This window comes from Burkholderia sp. Bp8986 (genome assembly GCF_003854225.1).
GTDB lineage: Bacteria > Pseudomonadota > Gammaproteobacteria > Burkholderiales > Burkholderiaceae > Burkholderia.
This window is the reverse complement of record NZ_QTQM01000018.1, coordinates 22,125-34,687: the sequence shown is the minus strand read 5'-3', so window position 1 is coordinate 34,687 and position 12,563 is coordinate 22,125. Positions and strand designations below refer to the sequence as shown.

At 65.7% G+C, this 12,563-nt stretch carries 12 protein-coding genes; 4 read left to right on the top strand and 8 right to left on the bottom strand.

Annotated features, from left to right (window positions below):
* The first annotated feature begins 51 nt into the window (after positions 1-51).
* The 3 genes from coaE (at position 52) to DID99_RS17810 (ending at position 1,753) form a co-directional block, all read left to right on the top strand.
* Complete coding sequence (gene coaE / locus DID99_RS17820; RefSeq protein ID WP_124571481.1) at positions 52-660, top strand: dephospho-CoA kinase; 609 nt, start codon at positions 52-54, stop codon at positions 658-660.
* Between the two features lie 108 nt (positions 661-768).
* A complete protein-coding gene (gene zapD / locus DID99_RS17815) occupies positions 769-1,524 on the top strand; it encodes a cell division protein ZapD (protein WP_044844223.1) in 756 nt (251 codons plus the stop codon).
* A gap of 28 nt (positions 1,525-1,552) precedes the next feature.
* Positions 1,553-1,753 (top strand): DNA gyrase inhibitor YacG, encoded by a 201-nt coding sequence (locus DID99_RS17810; protein ID WP_039317342.1) that lies wholly within the window; start codon positions 1,553-1,555, stop codon positions 1,751-1,753.
* Between the two features lie 61 nt (positions 1,754-1,814).
* Here the strand turns inward: DID99_RS17810 and DID99_RS17805 are convergent, their stop codons facing one another.
* From DID99_RS17805 to secA, 4 genes are all read right to left on the bottom strand, one after another.
* Positions 1,815-2,258, bottom strand: a complete 444-nt coding sequence (locus DID99_RS17805; protein ID WP_124571482.1) for an NUDIX domain-containing protein — start codon at positions 2,256-2,258, stop codon at positions 1,815-1,817.
* Positions 2,255-3,124 carry an ATP-binding protein gene (locus DID99_RS17800; RefSeq protein ID WP_044844225.1) on the bottom strand — a complete coding sequence of 290 codons (870 nt, stop codon included), beginning with the start codon at positions 3,122-3,124 and terminating at the stop codon, positions 2,255-2,257. Before DID99_RS17800 ends, DID99_RS17805 begins: the two co-directional genes overlap by 4 nt.
* Positions 3,125-3,143: 19 nt before the next feature.
* The gene (argJ, locus tag DID99_RS17795) at positions 3,144-4,385 is read right to left on the bottom strand and encodes a bifunctional glutamate N-acetyltransferase/amino-acid acetyltransferase ArgJ (RefSeq protein ID WP_124488224.1); all 1,242 of its coding nucleotides are present in this window, start codon (positions 4,383-4,385) and stop codon (positions 3,144-3,146) included.
* 143 nt (positions 4,386-4,528) lie between these two features.
* Positions 4,529-7,327: a preprotein translocase subunit SecA gene (gene secA / locus DID99_RS17790; protein ID WP_124488223.1), complete on the bottom strand. Its 2,799-nt coding sequence runs from the start codon at positions 7,325-7,327 to the stop codon at positions 4,529-4,531.
* Between the two features lie 267 nt (positions 7,328-7,594).
* On the opposite strand from secA, the gene DID99_RS17785 reads away from it, so the two are divergent.
* Entirely contained in the window at positions 7,595-8,074 is a 480-nt protein-coding gene (locus DID99_RS17785; RefSeq protein WP_124667238.1) for a DUF721 domain-containing protein, read from the top strand.
* Between the two features lie 87 nt (positions 8,075-8,161).
* Here DID99_RS17785 and lpxC read toward each other — a convergent pair whose 3' ends face one another.
* The 4 genes from lpxC to ftsA form a co-directional block, all read right to left on the bottom strand.
* On the bottom strand, positions 8,162-9,079 hold the full coding sequence (gene lpxC / locus DID99_RS17780; RefSeq protein ID WP_124571483.1) for a UDP-3-O-acyl-N-acetylglucosamine deacetylase: 918 nt from the start codon (positions 9,077-9,079) through the stop codon (positions 8,162-8,164).
* A 240-nt stretch (positions 9,080-9,319) separates the two neighbouring features.
* Complete coding sequence (locus tag DID99_RS17775) at positions 9,320-9,826, bottom strand: peroxiredoxin (protein WP_044844230.1); 507 nt, start codon at positions 9,824-9,826, stop codon at positions 9,320-9,322.
* Between the two features lie 189 nt (positions 9,827-10,015).
* Positions 10,016-11,209: a cell division protein FtsZ gene (gene ftsZ / locus DID99_RS17770; protein WP_044844231.1), complete on the bottom strand. Its 1,194-nt coding sequence runs from the start codon at positions 11,207-11,209 to the stop codon at positions 10,016-10,018.
* A 111-nt stretch (positions 11,210-11,320) separates the two neighbouring features.
* Positions 11,321-12,553: a cell division protein FtsA gene (ftsA, locus tag DID99_RS17760; protein WP_044844232.1), complete on the bottom strand. Its 1,233-nt coding sequence runs from the start codon at positions 12,551-12,553 to the stop codon at positions 11,321-11,323.
* Positions 12,554-12,563: the final 10 nt, after the last annotated feature.

Here is a 12,563-nt window from a genome sequence, read left to right as displayed (position 1 = left end):
GCGTCGCGGGGAGGCGCTTCGCTTCCGCGCGGCCGCCCGGCGGAGGCTCACATGTTTGCAATAGGACTGACCGGCGGCATCGGCAGCGGCAAGACGACCGTCGCCGACCTGTTCGCCGCACGCGGTGCATCGCTCGTCGACACCGACCTGATCGCGCACCGCATCACCGCCCCGGCCGGTCTCGCGATGCCCGCGATCGAACACGCATTCGGACCGGACTTCGTCGCGGCCGACGGCTCGCTCGATCGCGCGAAGATGCGCGCACTCATTTTCAGCGACGACGACGCACGCCGGCGCCTCGAGGCGATCACGCATCCGCTGATCCGCGCCGAAACCGATCGCGAAGCCCGCGCAGCGCGGGGCCCTTACGTGATCTTCGTCGTGCCGCTGCTCGTGGAGTCAGGTAACTGGAAGGCGCGCAGCGATCGAGTGCTCGTGGTCGACTGTCCGGTCGAAACGCAGATCGCACGTGTGATGCGACGCAATGATTTCACGCGCGAACAGGTCGAAGCGATCATCGCGAGACAGGCAACGCGCGAGGCGCGTCTCGCAGCGGCCGACGACGTGATCGTCAACGACGCGACGACACCCGATGCGCTCGCCGCGCAGGTCGATGCACTGCACCAACGCTATCTCGCATTGGCGGCTGCCGCGCACTGATCGCGGCGTGCGATCGGATGGTGTACGAAATTGGTGCGTTGCTAGGGTAGACAGTGAGCATTAGAATGTCCTGCATTGTTTCAATCCCTACCCTAGAGGCGAGCGCGCTTGATTCTTTACGAGTATCCGTTCAACGAGCGAATTCGCACGCTGTTGCGCCTCGAAGACCTGTTCGAGCGCTTCGCGTTCTTTTTGGCTCAGGAGGACCCGCGTGAGCATCACGTCGCGCTGACGACGCTGTTCGAAATCGCCGAGGTCACGGGCCGCGCGGACCTGAAATCGGATCTGATGAAAGAGCTCGAACGTCAACGCCAGACGCTCGCCCCCTTTCGCGGCAATCCGGGCATCGAACAGAATGCGCTCGAGTCCGTGCTCGGTGAAATCGAGCAGACGCTCGCCAATCTTGCGCAGATGCAGGGCAAGACCGGGCAGCATTTGGTCGACAACGAGTGGCTCGCCAGCATCCGCAGCCGCGCGGTGATTCCCGGCGGCACGTGCAAGTTCGACCTTCCGTCGTACTACGCGTGGCAGCAATGGCCCGCGGAACAGCGGCGCCAGGACATCGCGAAATGGATCCTGCCGCTGCTGCCGCTGCGCGATGCCGCGGCGATCGTGCTGCGGCTCGCTCGCGAATCGGGCCAGGCGTCGAAGGTGATGGCGATGCAGGGCAGCTACCAGCAGATGCTGTCGGGGCGCACCTATCAGCTGATGCAGGTGCGCGTGCCGCCGGAGCTGCGCGTGATTCCCGAAGCGAGCGCCAACAAATACATGTTGTGGGTACGGTTCACCATGCAGGACGGCGACGTGCGGCCGCGCGCGGTGGACATCGACGTGCCGTTCCATCTGACACTGTGCAATCTGTAACGGCCGTGTGCCGGTTCGACGCTTTCGTATGACTACCGTTGTGAAATGTCCTTCGTGCGGCGCAGAAGTGCGCTGGACGCCTGAAAACAAGTTCCGTCCCTTCTGTTCGGCCCGCTGCAAGCAGCTCGACCTCGGTGCATGGGCCGCGGAAAAGTACCGGATCGGCGGGTCCTCCGACGAGGGTCCGTCGTCGGAGGAAGACGGCACCGACGGCCGCCGAGATAGCTGAGCGGCGCACGGCACCGCCCATGGGCGGATGTGGCCCGCCTTCCAGGCGAGCCGTCACGGCGTCATTGCGACGCCGCTTCCTTCTCGAGCAGTTCCAGCACCGGCAGCGCCGCCGGCAACAGCGGCGCGACCTCGACCGGCAGTTGCTGCCATACGAACGCCTGCCCTTCCTTGCTGTGCGGCTCACCCGTCCAGCCCGTCACCTTGCAGAAATAAAGCCGCACGTACGCGTGCGGATAATCGTGCTCGAGCGTATGCCAGCGGTGGCTGGCCGTGACTTCGATGCCGAGTTCCTCGTGCAGCTCGCGCGCCAGCGCGTCCTCGACGCTCTCCCCGGCCTCCAGCTTGCCGCCCGGAAACTCCCAATAGCCTTCATACGGCTTGCCCTGCAGCCGCTGCGCGAGCAGGTAGCGACCGTCTGGCTGCACCAACACGCCGACCGCGACTTCCGTCACCTTCCGGCCGTCGGGCGCGCGCACGGCGCTCGTTACGGAATCCGTGCTCATGCCTGCTCCTTGCGGCCCGACCAGTCGCGCGCGAACTGCCATGCGACACGCCCCGAACGCGAACCGCGCTCGAGCGCCCAGACGAGCGCATCGCCGCGTGCCGTCTCGATCTCGGCGTCCGCGCAACCGAAATGGCGCAGCCAGTGCGCGACGATGTCTAGGTAGTCGTCCTGCTTGAACGGGTAGAAGCTGACCCACAGGCCGAAGCGCTCCGACAGCGAGATCTTTTCCTCGACGACTTCGCCGGGGTGGATCTCGCCGTCCGGCAGATGCTTGTACGACTCGTTGTCGCTCATGTACTCGGGCAGCAGATGGCGGCGATTCGACGTCGCGTAGATCAGCACGTTGTCGGACTGCGCGGCGATCGAGCCGTCGAGCGCGACCTTCAGCGCCTTGTAGCCCGATTCGCCGTCCTCGAACGACAGGTCGTCGCAGAACACGATGAACCGCTCCGGACGCTGCGAGATCACCTCGACGATGTCGCCGAGATCGTGCAGATCGTCCTTGTCGACTTCGATCAGGCGCAGCCCGTCCTTCGCATAGGCGTTCAGGCACGCCTTGATCAGCGACGACTTGCCGGTGCCGCGGGCACCGGTCAACAGCACGTTGTTCGCCGGCTTGCACTGCACGAACTGTCGCGTGTTCTGCTCGATCAGCCCTTTCTGCCGATCGATGTTGTGCAGGTCGTCGAGCGTGATCGTCGACGCTGCCGGCACCGGTTGCAGATAGCCGCGCCCCTGGCGCTTGCGCCAGCGGAACGCGGTGGCGGCGTTCCAGTCGACGGCCGCCGGCGCCGGGGGCAGCATCCCCTCGAGGCGGCCGAGCAGCGCTTCCGCGCGCGTCAGAAACTGTTCGAGCTTGTCCATGTCGTTCGAGCGCTCCCGATCAGGAGCGGTAGTCCGCGTTGATGCTCACGTAATCGTGCGACAGGTCGCACGTCCAGACCGTTGCCTGCGCGTCGCCGCGGCCGAGCAGCACGCGAATCGTGATTTCGCTCTGCTTCATCACGCGCTGGCCGTCCTCTTCCTGATAAGCCGGGTTGCGGCCGCCGGCCTTCGCGACGAGCACGTCGTCGAGATAGAGATCGATCTTGCCGACGTCGAGATCCGTGACGCCCGCGTAGCCGATCGCCGCGAGAATCCGGCCCAGGTTGGGGTCGGATGCATAGAAGGCCGTCTTCACCAGCGGCGAATGCCCGATCGCATACGCGATCTGGCGGCACTCGGCGACACTCTTGCCGCCCTCGACCTGCACCGTCATGAATTTCGTCGCGCCTTCGCCGTCGCGCACGATCAGCTGCGACAGCTGCTGGGCAACCTGCGTCACTGCATCGCGCAGCGCCGCATAAGCCGGCGAGTCGGTCGACGTGATCGCGGGCAGCGTGCTCTTGCCCGACGCGATCAGGATGAACGAGTCGTTCGTCGACGTGTCGCCGTCGATCGTGATGCAGTTGAACGAGCGGTCGGCCACTTCCTTCACGAGCGTGTCGAGTACCGGCTGCGCGACGTTCGCATCGAACGCGAGGAAGCCGAGCATCGTCGCCATGTTCGGCTTGATCATGCCCGCGCCCTTGCTGATGCCCGTCAGCGTGACCGTATGGCCGTCGATCGTCACCTGGCGCGACGTGGCCTTCGGCAGCGTGTCGGTCGTCATGATCGCCTGCGCGGCGTCGTACCAGTTCGCGGCCTTGCGGTTCGCGAGCGCGGCCGGCAGCCCGGCCTTCAGGCGGTCGATCGGCAGCGGCTCGAGAATCACGCCGGTCGAGAACGGCAGCACCTGTGCGGCGTCGAGGCCCGCGAGACGCGCGAGTTCCGCGCAGGTTTCGCGGGTGTTCGCGAGGCCTGGCTCGCCGGTGCCCGCATTCGCGTTGCCCGTGTTCACGACGAGCGCGCGGATGCCCGCGCCGCCCGCGCGCACCTTCGCGAGATGCTCGCGGCACACGATCACGGGCGCGGCGCAGAAGCGGTTCTCGGTGAATACGCCAGCGACCGTCGCCCCTTCGTCGACGGAGATGACCAGCACGTCCTTGCGATTCGGCTTGCGGATGTTCGCTTCCGCCCAGCCGAGCGTGACGCCGGCGACGGGATGGAGTTGGGCGGGATCGATCGACGGAAAATTGACAGCCATGGGGCACACCTGCCGGATGGAAAATGCCGGCACGCGCCGGCATCGATTGGAAGAACCGGCGGCCGCACGCGCGGGCCGCCGCAACTCACGTCACTGACTCGAAGCTGCGAACGAAGCGGCACGCGGATGCGCGCCGCCGCCGATCATGACAGCTTCCCGTGACATTGCTTGTACTTCTTGCCGCTGCCGCACGGGCACGGGTCGTTGCGGCCGACCTTCGGCATCTCGCCGCCGGGGCCGCTGTGGGTCATCGCACTGCCGACCATGTCGGCCGTCGCCGTGGCCGCGGTGGCGGCCGCGACGTTCGCGACCGGCGCGCCGGATTCCGCGTAGTCGGCGTGCTGAAACTCGACGTTTTCGAGATGGCCGCCGCGCTCCTCGATCTGCTCGGCGGCTTCCTCGAGCTGCTCAGGCGACTGGATCTGCACGTTCATCACGATGCGCGTGACTTCCTGCTTGATCGCGTCGAGCATCGCGGCGAACAGCTCGAACGCTTCGCGCTTGTATTCCTGCTTCGGGTTCTTCTGCGCATAGCCGCGCAGGTGGATGCCCTGGCGCAGGTGGTCGAGCGCCGCGAGGTGCTCGCGCCACAGCCGGTCGACCGTCTGCAGCATCACCGAACGCTCGAACGCGCTGAACGATTCGCGCCCGACCAGCGCGACCTTCGCCTCGTACTGCTCGTCGGCGGCGGTCGTCACGGCTTCGAGAATCTCCTCGGCCGTGATCGACGACGACTCGTTCACCATTTCCTGGATCGCGAGGTCGAGCTGCCAGTCGTTGCGCAGCGCTTCCTCGAGCTCGGGCACGTCCCACTGTTCCTCGATGCTGCCTTCCGGCACGAACTGGCGGACGACTTCGGTGATCACGCCGTGACGCATCGCCGAGATCGTCTCGGTGATGTCGTGCGCTTCGAGCAATTCGTTGCGCTGCTGGTAGATCACCTTGCGCTGGTCGTTCGACACGTCGTCGTATTCGAGCAGCTGCTTGCGGATGTCGAAGTTGCGCGCTTCGACCTTGCGCTGCGCCGATTCGATCGAACGCGTGACGATGCCGGCCTCGATCGCCTCGCCTTCCGGCATCTTCAGGCGATCCATGATCGAGCGCACGCGGTCGCCCGCGAAGATGCGCAGCAGCGGATCGTCGAGCGACAGATAGAAGCGCGACGAGCCCGGATCGCCCTGGCGGCCCGCACGGCCGCGCAACTGGTTGTCGATCCGGCGCGATTCATGGCGCTCGGTGCCGATGATGTGCAGGCCGCCCGCGGCCTTCACCTGCTCGTGCAGCGTTTCCCACTCGTCGTGCAACTGCTTGATGCGGCGCGCCTTTTCGTCGGCCGGGATCGCTTCGTCGGCTTCGATGAATGCGGCCTGCTTCTCGGCGTTGCCGCCGAGCACGATGTCGGTACCGCGACCGGCCATGTTGGTCGCGATCGTGATGCGCTTCGGACGGCCGGCTTCCGCGACGATCGCCGCTTCACGCTCGTGCTGCTTCGCGTTCAGCACCTCGTGCGGCAGCCCGGCCTGCTTCAGCAGGTGCGACAGCAGTTCCGAGTTCTCGATCGAGGTCGTGCCGACCAGCACCGGCTGACCGCGCTCGTAGCACTCGCGAATGTCGCGGATCACCGCGTCGTAGCGCTCCTTGGCCGTCTTGTAGATCTGGTCCTGCTTGTCGATCCGCTTCGGCGGACGGTTGGTCGGGATCACGACCGTCTCGAGGCCGTAGATCTCGTTGAATTCGTACGCTTCGGTGTCCGCCGTGCCCGTCATGCCCGCGAGCTTTGCGTACATCCGGAAGTAGTTCTGGAACGTGATCGAGGCGAGCGTCTGGTTCTCGCTCTGGATCTTCACGTGCTCCTTCGCCTCGACCGCCTGGTGCAGGCCGTCGGACCAGCGGCGGCCCGCCATCAGGCGGCCCGTGAATTCGTCGACGATCACCACTTCGCCGTTCTGCACGACGTAGTGCTGATCCTTGTGGAACAGCGTGTGGGCGCGCAGCGCCGCGTACACGTGGTGCATCAGCGTGATGTTCTGCGGCGCGTACAGGCTCTCGCCCTCGCCGATCAGGCCCCACTCGGCGAGCAGCCGCTCGGCCTTCTCGTGGCCCGACTCCGTCAGGAACACCTGGCGCGACTTCTCGTCGAGCGTGTAGTCGCCCGGCTTCTCGACGCCCGTGCCATCGGCCTTCTCCTCGCCGATCTGGCGCTCGAGCAGCGGGGGCAGCGCGTTCATCCGCACGTACAGCTCGGTGTGGTCTTCCGCCTGGCCCGAGATGATCAGCGGCGTACGCGCCTCGTCGATCAGGATCGAGTCCACTTCGTCGACGACCGCGAAGTTCAGGGCCCGCTGCACGCGCGCGTCGGTCTCGTAGACCATGTTGTCGCGCAGGTAGTCGAAGCCGAACTCGTTGTTCGTGCCGTAGGTGATGTCCGACGCGTAGGCCTGCTGCTTCTGGTCGTGCTCCATGCCGGACAGGTTGATGCCGACCGACAGACCGAGGAAGTTGTAGAGGCGCGCCATCCATTCGGCGTCGCGCTGCGCGAGGTAGTCGTTGACCGTCACCACGTGCACGCCACGGCCGGCCAGCGCATTCAGGTACACGGGCAGCGTCGCGACGAGCGTCTTGCCCTCGCCGGTGCGCATTTCCGCGATCTTGCCGTAGTGGAGCACCATGCCGCCGATCAGCTGCACGTCGAAATGGCGCATCTTCAGCACGCGGCGGCTCGCCTCCCGGCAGACTGCGAACGCCTCGGGCAGCAGCTTGTCGAGCGACTCGCCGCCCGCGATCCGCTGGCGGAACTCATCCGTCTTACCGCGCAACTGGTCGTCCGTCAGCTTCTCGATCTGCGTTTCGAGCGCATTGATCGTCGCGACGGTCTTTTGGTATTGCTTGACGAGCCGCTGGTTGCGGCTGCCAAAAATTTTCTGGAGAAAACCGGTTGTCATCGGATCGGATCCTGCGTCGCAGCACCGGCGCCCGGCGCGTGTTGCGCGCCCCGACGCCCGAGCCTCGGCGGCTTAGCGAATTAGTGGAATCAAACGAGGAATTTTAGCACGCGAGGAAGCATGCGCCGGTGTCCCGGCCCGACCCACGCCGCACGCCGAACCCGTGCAGGCAACCGGGCGCACGGCCCGAAAGCCGCCCGTGCGGGAGCCGGCGCGGGTACAATCGGCGTCAACGTCCGCGCCCGTGCGCGCCCGAAGAATGCCTCGATGAACCTATTTTCCAAGCGTTTCGGCCCGCTCCCCGCATATCGCCCGCAACCCGTGTCCGAAGTGCTCAACCGCACCGACGCGTTCGCGGCGCTGCGCGCCGGCGTCGAACAGGTCGCGTCGCTGCAGCGCGACCTCGCGGCGCTCCTGCCCGACTATCTTGCGAGTCATGTCGAACCGGGCTCCATCAAGGACGGCACCCTGACCCTCTTTGCCGCGCACAATGCGCTCGCGGCCCGCCTGCGGCAGGTCGAGCCGCGCCTGCTCGCCGATCTCCAGAAGCGCGGCTGGCCGGTCTCGGCGCTGCGCGTACGCGTGCGGCCGAAGGACGCGCCGGAACCGCCGCACGTGAAGCAGGCGCGCATGACGACCGTCGGCGCCGCCGCGTTGCGCGAGCTCGCCGATCACCTCGAGCCGTCGCCGCTGCAGGCCGCGCTCGCGCGGATGGCCGCACGGCACGGCGCGAAGTCGTCGCGCTGAACGCGCGCCGCCGCCCGTGCGGGCCGGCCGCCCAATAAAAAAGCGACCCGAAGGTCGCTTTTTTTATCGCGGGGCGCCGGACGCCGATCAGGCGAAGGCCGTCTGCGCGTCGAACGCGAAGCCCTTCGGCGCAGCCTGCGGGTCGTCGAACGTGACGATCTCGTACGCGTCTTCGTGCGCGAGCAGTTCGCGCAGCAGCGCGTTGTTCAGCCCGTGCCCCGACTTGTACGCGGTGTACGACGCCAGCAGCGGATGGCCGACCACGTACAGGTCGCCGATCGCATCGAGCATCTTGTGCTTCACGAACTCGTCGTCGTAACGCAGCCCGTCGTTGTTCAGGATCCGGTACTCGTCGAGCACGATCGCGTTGTCCATGCTGCCGCCGCGCGCGAGACCCAGCTCGCGCATCATTTCGACTTCATGGGCAAAACCGAACGTGCGCGCACGCGCGATCTCGCGCACGTACGACGTATTCGCGAAATCGACCTCGAGTTCCTGGCCGGTCTTGTCGACGGCCGGGTGACGAAAGTCGATCGTGAACTTCAGCTTGAAGCCGAAATACGGATCGAGACGCGCGAACTTGTCGCCGTCGCGGATTTCGACCGGCTTCTTCACCTTGATGAAGCGCTTCGGCGCGTTCTGCTCCTCGATGCCCGCGGACTGGATCAGGAACACGAAGGACGCGGCGCTGCCGTCCATGATCGGGATTTCCTCGGCCGTCACGTCGACATAGAGGTTGTCGATGCCGAGGCCGGCGCACGCCGACATCAGGTGCTCGACGGTCGACACGCGCGCTCCATCCTTCTGCAGCACCGACGCGAGCCGCGTGTCGCCGATCGACATCGCGGATGCCGGAATGTCGACAGGCGTGGGCAGGTCGACGCGCGAGAATACGATCCCCGTGCCCGGCGCGGCCGGGCGGAGCGTCAGTTCGACCTTGCGGCCCGAGTGGAGACCGATGCCCACGGTCTTCACGATCGCTTTGATGGTGCGCTGCTTCAACATGGTGTTCTTCGTCTTGATTGAGAATATCAATCAGGAGTTATATTCGATAGGTGAGATTATAGCGTAATTCCCTATTCGACGCTGTTTGAAACTGCGTATCAATCTGTTTCGACTGGTTACCCGCGCCGATACGGGACGGGCCGATGCCCGGAACGGAGGCGTTTCCGGTCATCGGCCCGTGTTACAACTGCCCTGAGGCCGGTGAGCAGCGTTGCCGGCAGGCAACGGCGCACCGCACGATCAGGACTTCAACGTCGCGAGCACACTCGCCGCATCGCTCACTTCGAACTTGCCCGGCGCTTCGACGGCCAGCGTCTTGACCACACCGTCGTCGACCACCATCGCGTAGCGCAGGGAACGGATTCCCATACCACGCGCGGACAAATCCTGCGTCAGCCCCAGCGCATGAGTGAAAGCAGCGCTGCCGTCCGCCATCATGCGCACCTTGCCCGCGGTGTGCAGATCACGTCCCCATGCGCCCATCACGAATGCGTCGTTGACGGACACGCACCAGAGCTCGTCGATGCCCGCCGAGCGCAGTTGCTCGGCGTGCTCGACATAGCCCGGCACATGCTGCGCCGAGCAGGTCGGCGTGAAAGCTCCCGGCAATCCGAAGATCACCACCCGCTTTCCCGCAACCTGGTCGCGCACGCTGAAGGCATTCGGCCCCAGCGTGCAGCCTTCGCGCGCGTCGTCGATGAACTCGAACAGTTGCGCGTCGGGCAGCGCGTCGCCCACTTGAATCATGGCTGGTCCCTCATAGCGATACGGTTTTTCAGCGTGTTGCGGACAGCACGGCCCATCCCGCCTCGCTCGAGCGAAGAGGGCACGTTTCCCGGCCCGGCGTCGCATCCGACGCGGCCTGTCGTGGTCCGTGGCATCCGTCACGCCGGCGTTACCGCGGCAAACTTGCCGCGGCTTCGCCTGTGTGCGTCGTCAGTCAGCCTGCTTGCGCAGGAAAGCCGGGATGTCGTACGTGTCGACACCCTTCTCCTGCAGCGCCTGCACGTGCGATGCCGCGGTTTCGCGCGAGTTGCGCCACACCGCCGGCGTATCGAGCGCGCCGTAGTCGGCCGTGCTGACGTGCTGCGGCTGCGCATAGCCGTGCGAGACGTTCACCGGCTGGTTGTCGGTGCCGGTGCGCAGCAGCGTCATCGGAGCCGATTGCTGCTTCTTCGCCGCACGGCCCAGACCCGTCGCCACGACCGTCACGCGCAGCGCATCGCCCATCGCGTCGTCGTACACCGCACCGAAGATCACCGTGGCATCTTCCGCCGCGTAGCTCTTGATCGTGTTCATCACTTCGCGCGTTTCCGACAGGCGCAGCGAACGGCTCGACGTGATGTTGACCAGCACGCCGCGCGCGCCCGACAGATCGACGCCTTCGAGCAGCGGGCTCGCCACGGCCTGTTCGGCCGCGAGGCGTGCGCGATCGACGCCGGCGACCGTCGCCGTGCCCATCATCGCCTTGCCCTGCTCGCCCATCACCGTCTTCACGTCTTCGAAGTCGACGTTCACGAGGCCATCGACATTGATGATTTCGGCAATGCCCGCAACCGCGTTGTTCAACACGTCGTCCGCGCACTGGAAGCACTTGTCCATCTCGGCGTCATCGCCCATCACGTCGAACAGCTTGTCGTTCAGGACGACGATCAGCGAGTCGACGTGATCCTCCAGTTGCTGCGAGCCTGCTTCCGCGACGCGCATGCGCTTGCCGCCTTCGAATTCGAACGGCTTGCTGACGACACCAACCGTCAGGATGCCCATCTCCTTCGCGATCTGCGCGACCACCGGCGCCGCGCCCGTGCCCGTGCCGCCACCCATGCCGGCCGTGATGAACACCATGTGCGCGCCACGCAGTGCGTCGGCGATGCGCTCGCGCGCCTCTTCCGCCGCCGCCTTGCCCATTTCCGGCTTCGCGCCGGCGCCGAGGCCCGTGTTGCCGAGCTGGATCACGGACGGTGCGCGCGCACGCGACAGCGCCTGTGCGTCGGTGTTCATCACGATGAAGTCGACGCCCTGCACGCCACGGTTGATCATGTGCTGAACGGCATTGCCGCCAGCGCCGCCAACGCCGACCACCTTGATGATGGTGCCGTTGGTTTCGGTTTCCAGCATTTCGAATTCCATTGTTGCCTCCGTCAAGAAAATAGAACTACTCGGCCGTTATTCGGCAGGAGATCGGGCAACCCCCTGTCGCGCGCCAGCCGCCGGCACCGGCGCGAATTTCGATTCGGTATGTCAAAAGTTGCTCAGGAACCATTCCTTCATCCGCGAGAAGATCTGCCCCGCGTTGCCGGACTGCACGGCGACCTTGCGGCCGCGCATGCGCTGTGCACTGCCTTCGACCAGCAGGCCCATCGCCGTCGAGTAGCGCGGGTTGCGCACCACGTCGGCGAGGCCGCCTGCGTATTCCGGCGCGCCGATGCGCACCGGTTTCAGGAAAATGTCTTCGCCGAGCTCGACCATGCCCGGCATCATCGAAGCCCCGCCGGTAATGACCACGCCGGAGCTCAGCAGTTCTTCGTAACCCGACTCGCGCACGACCTGCTGCACGAGCGAGAACAGTTCCTCGACGCGCGGCTCGATCACGGCGGCAAGCGCCTGGCGCGACAGCGTGCGCGGACCGCGTTCGCCGAGGCCCGGCACTTCGACCATCTCGTCCGGATCGGCGAGCGCCTGCTTCGCGATCCCGTAGCCGACCTTGATGTCTTCCGCGTCCGGCGTCGGCGTGCGCAGCGCCATCGCGATGTCGCTCGTGATCTGGTCGCCGGCGATCGGAATCACCGCGGTGTGGCGGATCGCGCCTTCGGCGAAGATCGCGATGTCGGTCGTGCCGCCGCCGACGTCGACCAGCACCACGCCGAGATCCTTCTCGTCTTCAGTCAGCACGGCCAGCGACGACGCGAGCGGCTGCAGGATCAGGTCGTTCACTTCCAGCCCGCAGCGGCGCACGCACTTGACGATGTTCTGCGCGGCGCTGACCGCACCGGTCACGATGTGCACCTTCACCTCGAGGCGGATCCCGCTCATGCCGATCGGCTCGCGCACGTCTTCCTGGCCGTCGATGATGAATTCCTGCGTGAGGATGTGCAGCACCTGCTGGTCGGTCGGGATGTTGATCGCCTTCGCGGTCTCGATCACGCGCGCGACGTCGGTCTGCGTGACTTCCTTGTCCTTGATCGCGACCATCCCGCTCGAGTTGAAGCTGCGGATGTGGCTGCCGGCGATCCCCGTGAACACGTTGGTGATCTTGCAGTCGGCCATCAGCTCGGCTTCCTCGAGCGCGCGCTGGATCGACTGCACGGTGGCCTCGATGTTGACCACCACGCCCTTCTTCAGACCTTTCGACTCGCTCTGGCCGAGGCCGATCACCTCGTAATGGCCTTCGCCCTTCAGCTCGGCGACGATGGCCACCACCTTCGACGTGCCGATGTCGAGGGAAACCAGCAGATCCTTGTAGTCTTTGCTCATAAAGTGCTCT

Excerpts from the sequence above, each read along its gene's own strand:
- coaE (WP_124571481.1), top strand. The coding sequence starts at position 52 with ATGTTTGCAATAGGACTGACCGGCGGCATCGGCAGCGGCAAGACGACC.
- DID99_RS17810 (WP_039317342.1), top strand. The coding sequence starts at position 1,553 with ATGACTACCGTTGTGAAATGTCCTTCGTGCGGCGCAGAAGTGCGCTGG.
- DID99_RS17805 (WP_124571482.1), bottom strand. The coding sequence starts at position 2,258 with ATGAGCACGGATTCCGTAACGAGCGCCGTGCGCGCGCCCGACGGCCGG.
- DID99_RS17800 (WP_044844225.1), bottom strand. The coding sequence starts at position 3,124 with ATGGACAAGCTCGAACAGTTTCTGACGCGCGCGGAAGCGCTGCTCGGC.
- argJ (WP_124488224.1), bottom strand. The coding sequence starts at position 4,385 with ATGGCTGTCAATTTTCCGTCGATCGATCCCGCCCAACTCCATCCCGTC.
- secA (WP_124488223.1), bottom strand. The coding sequence starts at position 7,327 with ATGACAACCGGTTTTCTCCAGAAAATTTTTGGCAGCCGCAACCAGCGG.
- DID99_RS17785 (WP_124667238.1), top strand. The coding sequence starts at position 7,595 with ATGAACCTATTTTCCAAGCGTTTCGGCCCGCTCCCCGCATATCGCCCG.
- lpxC (WP_124571483.1), bottom strand. The coding sequence starts at position 9,079 with ATGTTGAAGCAGCGCACCATCAAAGCGATCGTGAAGACCGTGGGCATC.
- DID99_RS17775 (WP_044844230.1), bottom strand. The coding sequence starts at position 9,826 with ATGATTCAAGTGGGCGACGCGCTGCCCGACGCGCAACTGTTCGAGTTC.
- ftsZ (WP_044844231.1), bottom strand. The coding sequence starts at position 11,209 with ATGGAATTCGAAATGCTGGAAACCGAAACCAACGGCACCATCATCAAG.
- ftsA (WP_044844232.1), bottom strand. The coding sequence starts at position 12,553 with ATGAGCAAAGACTACAAGGATCTGCTGGTTTCCCTCGACATCGGCACG.